This window comes from Cupriavidus pauculus (assembly GCF_002858765.1).
Taxonomy (GTDB): Bacteria; Pseudomonadota; Gammaproteobacteria; order Burkholderiales; family Burkholderiaceae; genus Cupriavidus; species Cupriavidus pauculus_B.
The window spans coordinates 75,692-92,395 of the sequence record NZ_PJRP01000014.1 but is presented as its reverse complement, the minus strand read 5'-3'; the positions used below and the strand labels follow the sequence as shown (position 1 = coordinate 92,395).

At 60.8% G+C, this 16,704-nt stretch carries 9 protein-coding genes and 3 pseudogenes; 8 read left to right on the top strand and 4 right to left on the bottom strand.

The window, feature by feature from the left end; genetic code table 11:
• The first annotated feature begins 1 nt into the window (after nucleotide 1).
• From CYJ10_RS24385 to CYJ10_RS34935, 6 genes and pseudogenes are all read left to right on the top strand, one after another.
• On the top strand, nucleotides 2-1,099 hold the full coding sequence (locus CYJ10_RS24385; protein WP_257993507.1) for a hypothetical protein: 1,098 nt from the start codon (nucleotides 2-4) through the stop codon (nucleotides 1,097-1,099).
• A complete protein-coding gene (locus tag CYJ10_RS24380; protein WP_257993506.1) occupies nucleotides 1,096-2,091 on the top strand; it encodes a hypothetical protein in 996 nt (331 codons plus the stop codon). Before CYJ10_RS24385 ends, CYJ10_RS24380 begins: the two co-directional genes overlap by 4 nt.
• Nucleotides 2,092-2,243: 152 nt before the next feature.
• Nucleotides 2,244-3,089: a YaiO family outer membrane beta-barrel protein gene (locus tag CYJ10_RS24375; protein ID WP_101684027.1), complete on the top strand. Its 846-nt coding sequence runs from the start codon at nucleotides 2,244-2,246 to the stop codon at nucleotides 3,087-3,089.
• A 2-nt stretch (nucleotides 3,090-3,091) separates the two neighbouring features.
• Nucleotides 3,092-3,901, top strand: coding sequence for a hypothetical protein (locus tag CYJ10_RS24370; protein ID WP_101684026.1), 810 nt, complete (start codon nucleotides 3,092-3,094; stop codon nucleotides 3,899-3,901).
• Nucleotides 3,902-3,954: 53 nt separating this feature from the next.
• Nucleotides 3,955-4,075: pseudogene (locus tag CYJ10_RS33905) on the top strand (catalase); the annotation flags it as partial.
• A 447-nt stretch (nucleotides 4,076-4,522) separates the two neighbouring features.
• Nucleotides 4,523-4,780, top strand: a pseudogene (locus CYJ10_RS34935) (hypothetical protein); the annotation flags it as partial.
• A gap of 54 nt (nucleotides 4,781-4,834) precedes the next feature.
• On the opposite strand, the pseudogene CYJ10_RS34930 reads toward CYJ10_RS34935, so the two are convergent.
• The 4 genes and pseudogenes from CYJ10_RS34930 to CYJ10_RS24340 form a co-directional block, all read right to left on the bottom strand.
• Nucleotides 4,835-5,371: pseudogene (locus CYJ10_RS34930) on the bottom strand (2-dehydro-3-deoxygalactonokinase); the annotation flags it as partial.
• A 3,353-nt stretch (nucleotides 5,372-8,724) separates the two neighbouring features.
• Nucleotides 8,725-9,711 carry a hypothetical protein gene (locus tag CYJ10_RS33900; protein ID WP_146002108.1) on the bottom strand — a complete coding sequence of 329 codons (987 nt, stop codon included), beginning with the start codon at nucleotides 9,709-9,711 and terminating at the stop codon, nucleotides 8,725-8,727.
• Between the two features lie 295 nt (nucleotides 9,712-10,006).
• Nucleotides 10,007-10,981: a ParB/RepB/Spo0J family partition protein gene (locus CYJ10_RS24345; RefSeq protein WP_101684022.1), complete on the bottom strand. Its 975-nt coding sequence runs from the start codon at nucleotides 10,979-10,981 to the stop codon at nucleotides 10,007-10,009.
• On the bottom strand, nucleotides 10,978-12,186 hold the full coding sequence (locus CYJ10_RS24340) for a ParA family protein (protein WP_101684021.1): 1,209 nt from the start codon (nucleotides 12,184-12,186) through the stop codon (nucleotides 10,978-10,980). Before CYJ10_RS24340 ends, CYJ10_RS24345 begins: the two co-directional genes overlap by 4 nt.
• A 1,516-nt stretch (nucleotides 12,187-13,702) precedes the next feature.
• Between CYJ10_RS24340 and CYJ10_RS24335 the strand changes: the two genes are divergently transcribed.
• Together CYJ10_RS24335 and radC are read left to right on the top strand one after the other, a co-directional pair.
• Entirely contained in the window at nucleotides 13,703-15,091 is a 1,389-nt protein-coding gene (locus tag CYJ10_RS24335; RefSeq protein ID WP_101684099.1) for a replication initiation protein, read from the top strand.
• Between the two features lie 392 nt (nucleotides 15,092-15,483).
• Nucleotides 15,484-15,990 carry a RadC family protein gene (gene radC, locus CYJ10_RS24330; RefSeq protein WP_101684020.1) on the top strand — a complete coding sequence of 169 codons (507 nt, stop codon included), beginning with the start codon at nucleotides 15,484-15,486 and terminating at the stop codon, nucleotides 15,988-15,990.
• Nucleotides 15,991-16,704: the final 714 nt, after the last annotated feature.

Genomic DNA, 16,704 nt, shown 5'->3' with positions numbered 1-16,704 from the left:
CGTGTGGCCCTTGCTGCTAGGCACTCTCACCATGCTGGTCTTCGCGCTGCCGCTGCTGCCGTCGGCGCTTGAGTGGCGGCGGCGGCGCGACATCCGCCCGCTGGCGATCGATGGCGTGCACACGCTGGACGTCAGGGCCGTGGCCGCGAGCTTCCGGGCGATGGTCGAGCGTCGGGACGATGGCACCGGCCAGCGTGGCCTGGCGCACCTGGTCAGCAACCTCGGGCGCGTCGTTCACGTGACGGGCACGTTCATGCCGCGCGCGGCAGAGGCGTTCATGGGCGTCTGCGCGCGCACCATCATCACCAGCGGTTCGCTGGTGCTTCCGGACAACCACACGTTTTCCGGGGCCATCTACGGCCGGCGCGGTATCTCCACGGGGCAGGGCAATCGCATGCAGGTGCTGCTGTCCGAAGGCGAAATCCTGATGCGCAGCGGCAGCGAACTGCAGCGGTGGGCGCACGCGCGCACGATCCACGTCGAGCCGCAGGGCCGCCTGCGCGGACCGGCTTCGGCCCTGTACGCCATCCGCCTGGAAGACGAGTGCGAGTTCACGTCGGTCAGCGCCCCGGAGATCCGATTCGGGCCGCGTCACCTTGGCGCGCCACCCGACATGGACGCCACCGCGCCGTCCGGAGGAGACTGGGCCCATGCGGTCATCGCTCCGAGCGAAACTGCTGACGGTCGCTGGCTGGTCACGGAGGATCTGACATATCCCGCCCACACCCTGTACCGCGGCGACCTTGTCGTGCATGGCGACCTGTGGATCGGCACGGGGGCACGCATTATCGGCAGCGTCAAGGCAAGCGGCAGTATCTGGGTGGGCGCACGGGTGCGCATCGACGGGGCGCTGATTGCCACGGGCGCCATCTTCGTGGCCCGCGAGTGCGTGATCGCAGGGCCGGTGGCTGCCGAGCGCGAGATCGATGTCGGGGCGCGCTGTACGATCGGCGCGACAAACAAACGCACCACACTGGTGGCGCCGGTGCTCTACGTTTGCGCCGGCACGGTGGTGTATGGCGCGGTGTGCGCCCCGGAGGAAGGACGGGTCGTCTCCGACGGCCATGTGGCCCACGCACAATTCCCTTGCATACCATGAAAATCCTGCTCACGCTGCTCTTCGTGATGGCCACCTGCGTCTCCCAGCCGGCGCGCGCAGCCGAGCTTGTGCTGACCGACTACCAGCGCCCCGACGGGGGCATCACCACCTACTTCAACGGCGACTCGATCGATCCCTACTTTGCAACGAAGGCACTGCTGGCTGCGCAGGACGCGGGCATGACCACGAAAGCCGCCGCCACCAGCTGGATTGCATGGCTGCTCGCGCGCCAGCACGCCGACGGCCGCTTCGACCGCTACTGCATGAAGGGCCAGGGCTTCGTCTCCTGCCAGGAGGCTGACGCTGACGACGCGCTGATGGCGGCCTGGATGGAGCTGCTGGTCCGCTCCGCACCGCCCAAGGCCATGCCCCCGGCGTGGCAGGCCAGCTTCGACAAGGCCAGCCGGGTACTGGACACCCTGCGCGACCCAACCTCTGGCGTCTACCTGATATCGGCCAAGATCCCGGTGGCCTTGCTGATGGACAACGTGGAAGTCTCGAGCGCCTTCAAGGCTGTCAGCAACTATCGCCAGCGCCAGGGAGACGCCGCGGGCGCCGCCAGCTGGATGCGCCGCGCCGAACAGCTCGACAAGGACATCCTGCGAGTGTTCTGGCGCCCCGGCAAGGGCTACCTCGTCAGCACCCAGCCACGCGAAGAGTCGGCGTTCTACCCGGATACCGTGGCGCAGATCTTCCCCATCCTGGGCGACATCCGGCCCGCCGGACGGCCCCATAAGGCGGCCTACTACCTTTGGATGAAGGAGTACCGCATGGCGTGGCTGCAGATGTCCGAAACCGATTTCCCCTGGGGCCTGGTGGCCGACAGGATGGGGGACAAGGATGCGATTGTGTGCTGGCGCATGCGATCCATCCAGTTCCGGCATGGCAAACACTGGAATGTCCTGGAGGAAGCGCTGTACCTGGCATTCGAGGCGCGCCTGACCCCCGAGCAGGCGCTGGCACCGCCTACGCCGGGCATGCGGTGTCGCTGATTTGCATCATGTCCATGCATAACGCGCCCATCTCGGTTCTATCCATGATCGACTGCGCATGGCGTAGCAGTGTATGGTTTTACAGCAGCTTGCGGGGCGGAGGCTCCTGGCGGGATCCTCCGGGCGACATCGACATGATCGACAGGATACGCATGGCGAAGCTCTCGAATACCAGCCCCCACGGGGCCCGTGCCCTGCCCCTTGTAGGCATGCTGGCACTGCTTGCCGCAACCGATGTCCGCGCCCAGGCGGAAGCCACCGCGCCCAGGACGTACGTCCCCGCGCCCCTGGTCACGGGCTTTATCGAAGGCGGACTTGGCCACGCCAACCTCAGCGGCGACAACTCCAACTGGAACGACCAGTACCTGCGAGGCGGGGTCCACTTCACCCCGAAGGACTACGTGACCGGCGAGATCAGCCACCAGAGCCATTTTGGCGACCAGGGCACATTCTTCGGCCTGGGCTACCAGCGCGACTTCGACGAGAACTGGTACGGCTTCCTGAGCGCCGGCACCAGCGCCGGTGGCTTCTTCCTGCCCGAATTCCGAGCCGATGGCTTGCTGTTCCGCAAACTGCTCGAAAAGAAGAACCTGGTCGCGAGCGTAGGCTTCACCTACTACCGCGCCAAGGAGGTCTATACCGACAAGACCTTGCTGCTCGGCCTGACGTACTATTTCGACGCCCCATGGATCGTTCAGCTCAACGCGCGGCTGAACCGCAGCGATCCTGGCAACGTCCGCTCCAATCGCGGCATCGTCGCCGTTACCTACGGTCGCGACAAGGATCAGTACATCACCCTGAAATACGATGGCGGCAGCGAAGCCTACCAGCTCACCGGCGAACAGGCCCTGCTGAGTGACTTCCATAGCCATGAGGTCTCGCTGTCCTGGCGCAAATGGATTACCAAGCGCTACGGCATCAACCTGCGCGCGATTTACTACACCAACCCGTCCTACACGCGCAAGCAGGCAGAAATTGGGGTCTTCGCGGAGTTCTAGCCATGACACGCCCTACCGGACACACCGCAGCCACACGCGACCAGAGCGACGCGCTGGGCCTGTCCATTCTGTGTCTTGCCCGGCATCGTTCGCTGGATCACCTGACCCTGTCCGCCCCCGCAATCATCGGAATACTGCTGGTGCCGGCCGCGTTCAATATGGCCGAATGGATGCTGCGCGACCATATCAGCGGGATGTGGGCGGGGGTCCTGCGCTTCTGGATCAACAGGCTCGACATCGATGGAGTCGTCATCGAGCAATTGACGCGGGTGGCATGGTTCGACTTCAACCTGCCCTACACCGATGTCGTTGCGCCAGTGCCAGACGTGCTGACCTGGTCCGTGACGCTGGTCGCGACGGTCGTCGTCTGCCTGATGGCGTTCCGGATACGGGACCTGTACCTGCCGCTGCGGTACTTCGTGCTGTTCGCCGTGTTCATCGAGGCCACGGCATTGCTGTTCTTCGCGGTGGCGCCACAGAGCTTTCCGTATACGGCCAGCAGGTATGTGGACAACGGCGTCAAGACCTGTGCCAGCTTCCTGTTCCTGTTGCCCTGGGCGCATGCGTTGGTCTATTACATCTTTGACTTCTCGTGGCCGAAGAAGATATTCCTGACGCTGATCACGCTTGTATTCGTGGTCGTCGCGGTGCCGATGCAACTGGCGTCGCACTTGTATCTGATGGTGTCCTGCTCGTTGCTGATGATGCCGCTGCTGTCGTTTGTGTTCGGCCCTACGATGCTGGTGTTCGGGTGTATTGCGTTGTATGGGTGGGCGATGAGTTGGGAGAAGAGTGAGCGCGGCACGCTGTAGAAGTTGATGCTGCCTAGGTTCGATGTCCCTACCAGGACAGTCTCAAATCGCCTATTGAGGACCCGGACTTCCATCGCCGCAACCTGTGGACATCAATCGAATCGGGCCTGTTTCCGGAGTACGAATTCGGTGTGCAGTTCGTGCCGAGGCGGACATGCTGCATTCGGCTTCGATGATCGGCGTCGTGGTACCCGTCCACAACGAGGAAGGCTGCCTCGAAGCATGTCTGATGGCGCTCGGCGTGGCAGCGTTGCATCCGAGACTGCAACGGGAGCCGGTGATGCTGGTCGTGGTGCTCGACGATCGTAGCGATGGGTCACCGACGATCGCCCACGCAATGTCGGCAAGGCCCGCCATGCTGGCGCCGAGCATCTGCTGGCCCTCGACGCCCGGAGGACGTGGCGCTGGTGCATCGCCTGCTGGCCATCGGAGCCCGGATCGCCTGGAGCGCCGGTCCACGTGTCATTACCAGCGCGCGCACCCAGGGACGCGCACCGGGCGGCTTCGCCGGATACTTGTCGATGTTGGCCACGCTTCCCGCCGATGCGCGAGCAACCTAGGCGCCAGCGGGCAAATCGCCTACACCACGCCATCCGAAGGGCCATCGTGCCGACGCCGCAGATCCAGGCTCCTCTCACGGTCATCTCTCCATATCTCGACGATGCGGTCTTCAGTTGCGGCGGCCTCATCGCGGCAGCGATGGACCCAGTCGTGGTAACGGTGTTCGCAGGCGTCCCCGAGGCGGGCACGGCGCCGCCGAAGTGGGGCCGCGCCGCCGGCTTTGACGACGCTTTGCAAGCCGTGCTGCGTCGACGGCACGAGGATGCACGCGCCCTCGCCCGTCTTGGCGCGCGGCCCGAATGGCTCGATCTGCTCGACGGCGGCGCGGCGAGCTACTTCGACCCCTGTATCGAAGGCGTTGTCCGCCTCTTCGGCGGCCACGCCCTCCGGCTCGCCGGTATCAGCAAATCGACCGAGAATGGAATGCTGCCGCAGCACGGCAAACAGCTCACCGGTCATGAAGGTCTGGCATTCGAGGATGCATCCATCCTCGATGCGGATCCATTTGCTGTGGGTGCCTGGCAGGACGAACACGGCTTCCCGGCGCATCTGGAGAAAAAGGGTCAACGCGCCCACCACCTGGGTTTCCTCGCCACGCATGACTTCGGCCCGCGGCTCAGTCTGCGAAACACCCGGCACCAGATGCAATACCCCGCCATCGGATAACGCAACGTAGGCCAACCGACCCGCGAGTTCGCGCGCGCCGGCCGCCCCTTGGCAATATGGTGCCTCTAGCCAACCTTGCGCACTACCCACCATCCCGGCAGCTATGGCTGGAAGCTGTGCTTCAGCCAGCCAGTCGGCGACCACCGAGCGATACGCTGCTTCAAAACCACCCTCGCCGATCTGCATGATCCCCAGTGGCGCAACTCTGGCGTCGAGCAAGGCGGCATCCTCGCCAAGCAGCATCGCCCGTAACGAGGATGTCCCCCAATCCAGCGCAATGAGGCGCGCATCAGCTTTGGCACTGCAGTTCGCTTCGCTCAGCTGGGTCATTGGTTGTTGGAGAGCTAAGTGTGGCGCCCAGAGACCGTGCGCTAAAATAATTTACATTGCATTTATGTACGCGAAAGTGACCTGTAGATTCCGGGCACAGATCTTTTCTTAATAAAAACAATGACTTAAGTCGTTTACCTGATGTATGGCGTACGACTTATCTTCTAAGTGCTTCTCTGCATTACCGCTTCGACTGTCTTGGTCGCGAAAGTGCCAGCACGTTGGGTAGCGTGAGGGCTTTTCCACGCCTACGGATGCTACAGCCAACGACAGCAGGTCGATGTGCATTGCCGGAAACCTGTTCCAGCTGTCTTCTTTAGCAGACTGGCGCAATGGGTCCAACAGCGATGGGTCCGATACCCCTCCGCTGGTGCGTCTCTACGCAGCATCCCCTACCAGTTACATTTTGTTACATGTATGCTGGTCGAACAGACGTACGTCGGCTGCCATGCTCATTGAGCCTATACCTCGATACCCGGTGGACGCATTGCCGAAGAATACCGACGAAGACGAATGCAGCGAGCATAGGCCGGATGCGCCCATGGTCGCGGTATCAAGAGCACAACGCCGCCACGCACGACAGCAAACGACGCGATGATCAACATCGTCGAGCGCTCGCCCAGGGCTGATCGTCAGGCTTCATGGCCCGGCCGGTGGAGTTTCCTGCTCACCCACGTGCAACGTGCACATGGTACTTCGCATTGATTTTATAGGTCGGGCGTCCCTTTGGACTTACCGGTCAACGGACGCGAGGATTCGGAAATCCGGAGCAGGGAGTGCGACCCAATGCGCTGCTGGACGAGAGCGGACAGCGCCTCACACCACCTGTGCATCTTTCCGGATATGCACAAGTTCGCCCACGTCGGCTCGGTTCCAGATCGCCCCTACGCGCCACACGACTCAGTCCGGCGAGGGCCTAGGACGGGAACGTCTATGGTTCTACCCAAGTGGCCGGCGGCAGAGCCTTTTCTGCGAAAGCTTGCTCAGCGACGGGACATGCGGACTTCATCTGCCTCTATGCACGACTACGTGATTGCGGCGATTTGGCCTGCGTCGCGACCTGCACTCCAAGGGTAGAACCACCCGGCTGTCTTGCGGCTCGCGGCATGTGGCTTCCCGTCATTCAATACGTACCCGATGCCCACTCAGCAGTCGGATCGCCGGGAAGGCCCCACAGCCGTGCATTGCGAGGGGTTTTATATGGCGACACTTCTCGCTTTCGCGCGACCGCGTAGCCATCAGTTCTTCCTGCCCCAGGGGATCTATCCGGTCCCACCCGCCGGGGCTGAACTGAAGTGCCAAAGAATGGTGATGCTATTCGCGAAGAAACACCTGAGGACGCGAGTTCTCGCTCTGGAAGCGACAAAGACATCCCAACGCCTTGGGGCCGTGATGTTGGTTTGTCATGTCGCCATCCGGCTTCGATGTATCAATCCTACTAGCTCACCACCGGGCTCTTTGCTGCCGGCAACTCTGACCTTCCAGCGAGGCCGGATTACCGCCCGCAACGTTCCACGCCACAGTGGCGTTCAGATCCACCTTGGTTGAGTCGCGGGCGTAATGCCTTCAACGTATCTTCGCGTCGACACCAGCATCGCGACCTGCCATCCACACCCACCAGGGCAAGTCCAGAAGACCACCCGCTGCGAGCAACCGCTCGCGTAGCGGAGGAGTCCTGCGCGTTCACGGCCTCGCACATCACTTGCCCAAGGGCGCGCCCTTCCCCACCCAATCCTGCGCCTCAGCTTTTCGCGCGCTAATCGACCAACTATCCTCGCTCTGCAAGAATGCGTTCCTCAGCCTTTGCGAGGGTGACCGGTAGGCATCGACCCCCCCCAATCAGCGCTAGCTCGCAATGAGCGTCCTTCGCTCGATGGTCGCCGCAACTTCGGTCCAAGTAGGCTTGGCTCTTCCTTCTCAACAACTATCACCCCCGTTGCTCTCGACGTCCGGCGGCGCGGCAGTTGATGGCGCGCACGCAAACACGCAGAACACGCACCCGACGCCAGGAGCCAGCCAAGCAAGCTTTTACGCCCGCCGGTTACCGAGTGGCGCACCCATCGGATTCGCGAGAATGCTGGTGTAGGCTCCGCCCCCCCAAAACCGAGACCCATCGGCTCGACCGTCTGCGCTGGTGTGCCGCCTCCCCGGCGCTAAGTGTGCGCATGACCCAGAAGGCATCAGCGCCCGCTGATGGATGGCAGACAACGGGAGTCCGACTGGGCAACAGGCGCTTCTGTGGCGTCCACACCAAGCCGCACTCCACACGCTCAGGCATACGAGCCTGCAGTGGCTGGATAGATATGGAAATGGATCGATTCCACCTCCGCGTCGCCTGACCGTCTGTCGTTTGCTCGCCGCCACAAAAGGTGAAGCACATATCCAAGTTCTGCAGCCAGGCGTTGATTCAACCCGTACGTACTTTACCCTTGCCCTCGCCTGTCCCAAACGGGACCATCCGCCCTGACGCGCCTCTTACCTTCTGCCGCCCTGCTAGGCGATCAGAATTCGGCGTCAGCTCTTTGATCGCCCGAACACCGCCTCCCATCGCTACCCAGTAATGGGGACGCAAGGGACCCCCAGTTCGGGAGAGATGGCAATACTCGGACTTACGCCGCCACAAAGCTCTTCCACAGCACCTCGTCCTTAGATCCGTATTCCGGGCCAACAAACTGCCGCGAGAAGATCCCAGCTCCATCATTCCTGCGACGACCCTTTCGACTTGCGAACACCCCGGAGCGACACCACAACAAGCCACTTTCTAATAGAAAGCCTTAAAAATCAGCGGGTTATAAATTTCGAGCGCGAATTTTCTAAAACCGCATTTCTGACGCCACCACCCCACGGTTTCGTAACCCATTGATTTTATTGAGTTTCTACTAGAAACCGGTCATTGGGGCGTTGGAGCCGCCGTTTCCACCGATTGTTGCCATAGAGGCGCGACGCCTCATCGACCTAGTCCCAGACGGGTCACGTCGCCTCAATGGGTCGTCCTGCCCTGTCCGCTTCCGTCATCCGACAGCCACCTCCTCGTCGCCACCTCGTTGACGAACCGGAATCGCCAACTTTCGCTGGAAAGCATCACCACAGACTTCTCGTCGACGTAGCCTGAAACGGCATGCAAAAAACACGGGCGAAAACGACCGCAGTTTTCTTCTCCACGTCGTCGGTATTACCGCACGAGTGAATCCCGCGATAGCGCCGACGCGACACCTGCCGCCGAGTCAAGTTTGGGCTACCGATGGTGGTCGTATCTGTGGCGCAAGCTAGCCGAGCGATGCGCGTCGAATGGTTACCTGGCCCTTCTGCACGGCCATAGCGAAGCGCAGGTTCACTGGGAACGAACCGCCCTGCCCCATGACCACCTGGGCATGCGCGTCAATCCGCCCCAAACTGGTCCCGTCACGTTTCACGACCGTCAGGCCGTGCGACTTAGCGAGGATCGAACTCAGGAGGTTCTTCGCACTTTGCGCCTCAGTCGCGGCGCGGATGGCGCCTTCCTTGCCCGAAACAATCGCAGCGAAATCCAGGTCCTTTGCGGCAAGCGATCGGATGTAGGCATATGCCTCCCGACTCGAAAGCGTCGACAGGCGTTCGCGGAATGCCGTGGCAATGTCCTCCAGTCGCTTGCCATGGCGTTTGGCAATGCCCATGAGCGAGAACACTGCCCGCGCAGTCAATCCGAGCTTGAGCAACCAGATCAGCGGAAGCGGGACCTTGGAAGCCGAGTCAATATCTCCGGGCGGCTCGCTTGCGAATGAATTCTGTAAAGACTTCCGTCCGTTGGTATGTTCCTTATATTGGCCGTCTTCCACTGTGAGAGACGGTTCCTTGTGGATAACTTTTCGACGCTTATCTTCTTTTGATGACCGCCCGACGAGACCGAGGAGAATTTGTGCCTTCTCTGTGAGTCGAACGGGAGAGACGTGAAAACGCCCGGAGCGGGCAATGCGGATCTGTTCACGGACGACGTAGCCATGCCGCTGCAAATCGGCCAGTCCACGATAGAGAGAAGACTCACTGTTGAGCAAAGACTCGGCGCGCAACAGATCCCGACGCGGCCAGATGGACGACGAGGGACGAGACAAATTGAAGAATCGCAGAATGCCAAAAAGGACCCGACGGGCGGTAGTCCCGAGGTCCAGGCAATTAAGCGGATCGAATACGGCAGCTCGGGCTTCGATGAGCGCGAGTGGTAGAGGAGAAGGGCGAGCAATAGCCTCGCCCGGCGCGTAGCGTTGCGCAATAGTCATATTTACTCCGATTTTTAAGGACGAACGCCCTCCGGAGCTTGACTAGGCAAAATCTCTCGCTACACTGAACACTCGTTGCGACTCGTGTTCACGGTTCCCGCCGTAGATACGTGTAGGTTGAGCTTTGATCTGTTCAAACTCCACCAAATCGAGTTTCGGATTCCCGTCCGAATCTCAGCAGAGGCCTGGGTTCCCGCCCAGGCCTTTGTCTTTGTGGTGAGGGATGTGTCAAAAGCGTGCTTTAGTTCATGCGCTTCACTCTCTCGTGTGTTGTTAAAGGCAGAATCTCTGCGCTTTAGTTGTCCGTCTCTGCGTTGGCCTCGATGAACTCCCGCACCAGCTTTTCCCAGGCTTGTGCGTCTTCGGCCTTCTTGAACTTCAGCGTGACCGTCCCATTGCGGGTCGTCACCGCACACAGTTCACGCGTTCCCACCTTGATCCGATGCGTTTCCGCAGCCGCCGGTGCAGCAGTTTTTTGCCGCACGCGCGCATGGAGGAGGGCGATGGCTTGCTTTTGCGTGACCTTCTCATCGCTCAGCAGCTTCTCCACGACCTCCGTGACCGCGGCTTCCTGATCCGGGTGCTCACCCAAAAACGATGCCATCTCGTAGGCTGCGTTAACGCCCAAGCGACCGCGATCGCTTGCTGCTTCCAGCGCTGCGATGGCGGATTCGGGTAAACGCGCATACGAGAACAGCTTGCTCAGGTGCCCGGCCGAAATGCCTGCGGCTGCCGCAATGTCCTGCTGCGACTGCCCCGTCCGGTCGACGTGCTTCTGAAACCCCAGGTACTTCTCGAAGTCGGGCAGCGACGGGGAGAGCAGGTTCGAATAGAACGCGGCTTCCTCGATCTGCTCGACGTCCGCCAGATCGGCGAACACCGCCGGGATCGCGGCCCGGCCGAGCTCCTTGAAGACGTAAAACCGGTTGTGACCGGCGACGAGTTCCTTCTTGCCATCCCCGCGTACGACGAGCGTGATCGGGTGAACCAGCTTGTTATTGCGCAGGTTCTCCCGCAGCTCCGCGTACTGTTCAGGCGTGAGCTTGCGTCGACGTCCAGGGACCTCGGCAATCTCGTCAAGCGCGACTTCAATGGCTTTGCCAACGCCCGCTTCGAGTTCGGCAACCCGCCGCTCGGCCGCAGCGACGGCTGACTGCGCAGCTAGCATCCGGCCAGGCGATGTCTTGGGCTCGTTGGCTTGGGGTTGCGGCGTATTGTTCTTGACTGCGATGTTGGCGGTCTTCGCCAACAACTTGTCACCGATTTTCATGCTTCTTTCCTTTCTGTCCACGCCCTGACGAACTGGTCGTCCACATGCAGGGCGAGTTTGTCGAGCGGATCGCGGAAACGCTGATACGCTTCGACACTGCCATCAGGCTTGGAGAGGTCATAGACGGTCGCCAGTTGCGCCGAAGCACCTTTGGGAACCGATGACTCAGGAATCTCGATGCTCAGCACACGATTGCCGTAGGCTTTCACCATCCACTCGCGCACAACGCGCGACACCGCATCCTGCTTCACCTTGGTGAGCACGATGTTGATGAAGTCGTAGCGCTTGGACTCGAGCACGCCGGGCAGCTTCTTCGCGATATCCGAGAAGAGGTGCCAGAACTGTGTCGAGCTGGCAAAGTCCAGCCCGTCAGGCGGGCAGGGCATCAGAATGCCATCCGAGGCAATCAGCGCATTGATGGTGATGTAGCTCAGTGCCGGCGGCGTATCGATGACGATCACGTCGTACTGCTCGGACAGCGGTACCAGACCCTTGCGCAGAATGTCCCAGAACTCGAAGCCCGACTCGGACAGCACCTTCGACGGAATCTCGAATTCCGCATCGAACAGGGCCGACGAGGCCGGGATCAGATCCAGGTTGTGCCAATAGGTCGTCTGGACGGCATAGTCCAGCGTCGTCTGGTCACCATAGATCAGCGGCAGCAGCGTCTGCTCTTCGGCAATCTCGGCATCCGGAGCCCAGCCGCAAAGCTGGGTCGTCGTACCCTGCGGATCGCAGTCGACGATCAGCACCCGTCGGCCGAGCAAGGTAAGGGCCTGCGCCAGGCAGACCGCGGTCGTGGTCTTGGCCACACCGCCCTTAAAATTACCCACCGTCACGATCCGCCCGCGCTGGCCTTCCGGCCGCTTGGCCCGGCCGTTGGCGTGCTGGACCCACGTGATGGCGTCTACCAGGCTGAATACCTTCGCCCGGCCGTTGCCTTGTGAGGTGCCCGCCGGCAAACCGCCTTTGGTGGCAAGATAATGGAAGCGCGCCTTATCGACCCCGCAAAGCGTGGCGATAAGGCTGCTCGTGAACGTGGGCGGAATCTTACGGGGGTAAGGTTCCAGCATGGCATCCCGAATCTGCCCAAAGACGTCGTTGGCCTGCGCCGCAACGGCCGCCAGCCCGTCGATTGACAGGCCGTGGTCGTCTGAAAAGTCTGGGCGCGGGAGTTCTGCCTTGAGTAAGCTCGTGCGTGCCATAACAGTTGTGAATCCGTTGGAAAGGTCCCGAAGCGCCGAAAGGCGCCGAACCAGAAACTTAGACGCTTTCCGTCAATTAAATGGTTGGCCGTAGAATAGCGACCGTATACGTAAACCGCAAGAAGTTTACGTCACACCGATGCGTATACACGTCATTTCCGTGTCAGCCGGCATCGATTTTCATTGCGGCGCCGTTGCAGTCCCCGATTTAAAGCCTCAAACCATCGTTGTTCGGCGCATTGGCGCCGGCCCACATTTCGCGCCTGTGCTTTCGCAATCGTTCATTGCATTTCACCAAAGCGCGACGTGGACCGGCCGTTCCGGATCGCAACCGCACCTTACGCAGACGCACCTGTATTTCGTCCCAACCCAGTGTCAGCAGATTCATTCGGAACAAGCAGGGACGTATTTCTGGCAGTGAAAACGACCCCCCGCGATCAGGACAAGCGTTGCTTCGAGCTGCGGAGAAACTAACGCGGGTACGGCGAGCAGCATGGCTTGTACAAGCAGATTCAACGAAAGTGGCTGCTTACATCTTGAGCGTTGACAGCAGACAGACTGGACCGCTACCGCAATGCCGGCAGGCTCCGCATCTCTAACGCGCCAGGTATTGCATCCCCAATATTGTTCACCTATTTCCCCAATGCTGGCTGCGCAGATCAGTCGAGGTGCTTCTGTAAAGCTGTGAGCGAGATTTGGAGCCAAAAATACCTGTCAGGATTGATGGCGCACGATTTTCGAAGAGCGGGGGAAAGGCACTTGAGACAAAAGGTGAATGACATTGGGGAGAATTTGTCGCGATATTCGCCGATGGGTGAACACGAATAGGGAAACGATCGCAAATGATTTCCCAAAAAGGTGAACACTATTGGGGCATTTCCAAATGCAGAGATTAGGTGAAGGGAATTGGGGAGGAGTGAAGTGGGACGAAGCCATGACGCAGTGGCGAGCGTCACTAACGCGCGCCAGCTAAATGCGCCTTAAGGTGAAGCTGTTTGGGGAAGCAAAAGGTGAACGGATTAGGGGAGATGTCATCGCCGGGCGGCGCAGACTGGCGTACGACCGTAGAACCGCCAAGCCAAATGACGAGAGCGGGTACCCACTTTTTATGAGAAAGCGCATTCTTCGTTCACAGTTCCTATTTAAGGTGAACAGATTTGGGGTGCCAAATGGCTTAGCGCCAGAACTTCGGGAGGGCAGGTCGGATAACGTGCACTTCGGGAAGGTTCATCCCCAAAATCGTTCACCTATAGCCTCGCGTTTACCCCAACGCCGTTCCCCTTTCCCCTGCCCGGCTCCCATTCGTGATTGCGCGACAAGGCGTCAAAGGTGAAAAGATTTGAGGCGCCTGGCGCCGCAAAGGTGAAGCTGGTTGGGGCGTAGGGGTTGAGTTGGGGCATGTTGCAACCCTCTCCGGCAGGTTTCACCTGGCAAGTGGGATGGGATGCGCTTCACCTTGATAGGTGAACGCGACCCGTCTAACATTTCACCCATCCAAAAATCGCAGGGACAACCGATGGCACGCGCGAAGGCACCGAAGGGCAGCCAGATTACCCTGTTTCAGCAGCCCGAGGCGGCGGAGCCCTTCAAGAAGGCGGTCCAGGCCATCCACGTTTCACCGGTAGGCGGGTCGCTCACGCTGCAGCAGAGACGCCTGTTCAACGCGCTCATCAAGAACGCGATCGAGCATCGCCTCGGGGAGGCCGGGACGGTCGAGACCTTCCAGATCTCGATCCCTGAAATGATGGCAAACCTTGCACTCACTACCAAGGACACGACCTATATCAAGGAGACGGCCAAGTCCCTGATGCGTACGGTCGTAGACTGGGACCAGCTCAACAGCGACGGAACAGCGACCTGGACGGGGTCGACCTTGCTGGCCGGGGCGCGGATCTCGGGCTCCCTCCTGTCGTATTCCTTCGCCCCCCAGATCCGCGAAGAACTCCTGAATCCTGAACGCTACGCGATGATCGACATGCGGATCGCCAAGCTGTTCCGTCGGGCGCATTCGCTCGCGCTCTGGGAAAACACAGTGCGCTACGAACGGGCAGGGATCACGGCGCGCATTCCTCTGACGGTATTTCGCAATCTGATCCTCGGGCGCGAGGAGAGCGAGACCAAGTACAAGGAATACAAGATCTTCAAGCGCGCGGTGCTCAACCCCTGCATCGCGGAGATCTGCGACGTGTCGGATCACGACCTGGAACTTATTGAGCACAAGGTGGGTCGCTCGGTCACTGAGCTGCAGTTCAGGATCATGCGTAAAAATGCGGCCAGCGACGATGTCGCCGGCAACGACGCCGCCGGTAACGGTGAGGCCGACATCGACGACCTGATCCAGGCAATCGTCGGGCTGGGCCTGCCGGCAAGCGAGGCCCGCAGGCTGATCGAAGCGCAACCCCCTGTGATCCTGACCGAAGCGATCGCACACGTCCGTGCACGTGTATCTGCAAGCAACGCCCCGGCGATCGATAACGTGAGCGCGCACTTCCGAAAGACGTTGGCTGACATGGTGGCGCGCGGCACCAACAGTGGGACCAATAGTGGTACCGATGGCGGCACGGCTAGTACGGGGAAGGGAAGGGGGGCGGCAGAGATCGGGGAGGCCGCCGTCGCACCGCCTCCGCCGGCGAAGTCCGCGCAAGAAGCAATGGAGCGCTACATCGCCGCGCGACTGCCCAGCGCACAGGGGTATTTTGTCGGCCTGGCAGCCGAAGAGCAGATGCCGCTGATCGAGCAATACAACGAACAGTGTGCGAGCGCGGACCAGAAACTCGTCACCCACAAGCGGCCGACCAAGGTCGCCCAGACGCGCTTCTACCAATGGCTTGCCGACCAGACCTGGGGCGTGCCCACTGCCGACGATGTGCTGTCGTTTGTTCTGACCGGTCAAGTGGCGGCCTGAATCGCCACCGCTGCGCAACCGGCCGCCCAGCCGGGAGGTCGTTGAGACGCTGAGTTGCCGAGAGGAGAGGGACTGCTAATGGCAGTCCCTTTGTCATTTAGCCAGAGTGTGCCGAATGGAGTGCTGAATGGAGTGCTGAATGGAGTGCTGAATGGAGTGCCGGGCAGCTGAGGGCTGGGTGTCGGTTCGCCGGAGAAAAAGAGACGAAGGTGAGTGGTTAGGGGGGCTTGCTGTTCGTCCCACCTTACCATGGCGTGCTCGCCGTCAAGGGCTGCGCGCGATCGTGCAATCGCGCTTGCGTCCTGCGGCCGGATAACTCCCCCTGACGGCTGTGCTTGTCGCCATGAGGCGTCGGTTCCGGGCAATCCCGCCCGAGCAACCGGAGTACCCTCATGTCCCAGTACTTTTCCCCGTTCGCATCCACGCTCCTGGCACGTGATGAACATGGGAACTACCAACCGGCAACGCCTGAGCAGATCCTCGCCGCAGCCCGGCAGGTGATTGACGAAATGATCCCGCATGGACAAGTGTTCGTGACGGCGACACAGGTCAAAGACTATCTGCGCACCAAGCTTGCAGGCCTCGAGCACGAGGTCTTTGCCGTCATCTTCCTCGACGCACAGCATCGGCTGATCGAGTATGTCGAGATGTTCCGCGGGACGATCCACAATGCAACGGTCCATCCCCGCGAGATCCTGAAAGCGGCAATGCAACACAACGCGGCGGCCGTTATTCTCGCGCATAACCATCCGAGTGGCGCACACGACCCCAGCCATGCAGATCAGGTCGTCACGCAGCGACTCAAGGAAGTGCTGACGCTGGTCGACGTCCGCGTGCTTGATCACATCATCGTGGGCGGGTGCAAGACCACATCTTTCGCCGAGCGCGGGCTGCTGTAAGCGCAGGGGGCTCCGGCCCCTGAAAGGGAACCGCCGACGCCCCCTTCAGCCAACTTAGCCAGTTTAGCCAGATCGGGTAGTTCCTGGCCTGAGATACTTCCGGAAGGTGGCGGCGGGCAGCCGGACGTTCGGGCTGAACCGCAACCAGATGTCCCGTTACCCCGCCACGGCAACCATCGGCGGACTTGTTCCATTCTTAAGCCCAACGAAGGCGGGATTGTTGCCTGCCGCCGGATGACTAAAATCCCTTCCTATCAAGCAGATTGACCCCTGCTTTGACCTACCCGTTGGCGCCCGGTGAACCTGGATGCCATTTTTTTTTGGCTGCTGACACTTGGCACGAGAGCCATGTCATTGGATATCGCCTGCGCGTCGCGAGATGGATTTTCACCTTGGCAGAACGGTGCGGATAATGTGCCCGTGACAGTGGCGTTCGCACTGTCCGACCGGGAGCTCTGACCTGATGCTGATGACTTCAATCTGGTCGGCAGGACATCTGTACCCGTCAGATCAGCTAGTTGCGCAGCCTGGCTCGCTCAGGCATAAACCGAATGCGCATCTGTCCTGAACGCGCCCGTGCCGGCGCCTCGATGCTGAATGCCGCCCAGCAGAGCGTACGACGCGACCGGTCAGTGCGTCCAGGCGCGCACGATCATCAACATGTTTAGGGCAGGCACCACACCCGACAGGTACGACGCTTCGCGATTGCGCACT

Excerpts from the sequence above, each read along its gene's own strand:
- radC (WP_101684020.1), top strand. The coding sequence starts at position 15,484 with ATGTCCCAGTACTTTTCCCCGTTCGCATCCACGCTCCTGGCACGTGAT.
- CYJ10_RS24380 (WP_257993506.1), top strand. The coding sequence starts at position 1,096 with ATGAAAATCCTGCTCACGCTGCTCTTCGTGATGGCCACCTGCGTCTCC.
- CYJ10_RS24345 (WP_101684022.1), bottom strand. The coding sequence starts at position 10,981 with ATGAAAATCGGTGACAAGTTGTTGGCGAAGACCGCCAACATCGCAGTC.
- CYJ10_RS24375 (WP_101684027.1), top strand. The coding sequence starts at position 2,244 with ATGGCGAAGCTCTCGAATACCAGCCCCCACGGGGCCCGTGCCCTGCCC.
- CYJ10_RS24335 (WP_101684099.1), top strand. The coding sequence starts at position 13,703 with ATGGCACGCGCGAAGGCACCGAAGGGCAGCCAGATTACCCTGTTTCAG.
- CYJ10_RS33900 (WP_146002108.1), bottom strand. The coding sequence starts at position 9,711 with ATGACTATTGCGCAACGCTACGCGCCGGGCGAGGCTATTGCTCGCCCT.
- CYJ10_RS24370 (WP_101684026.1), top strand. The coding sequence starts at position 3,092 with ATGACACGCCCTACCGGACACACCGCAGCCACACGCGACCAGAGCGAC.
- CYJ10_RS24340 (WP_101684021.1), bottom strand. The coding sequence starts at position 12,186 with ATGGCACGCACGAGCTTACTCAAGGCAGAACTCCCGCGCCCAGACTTT.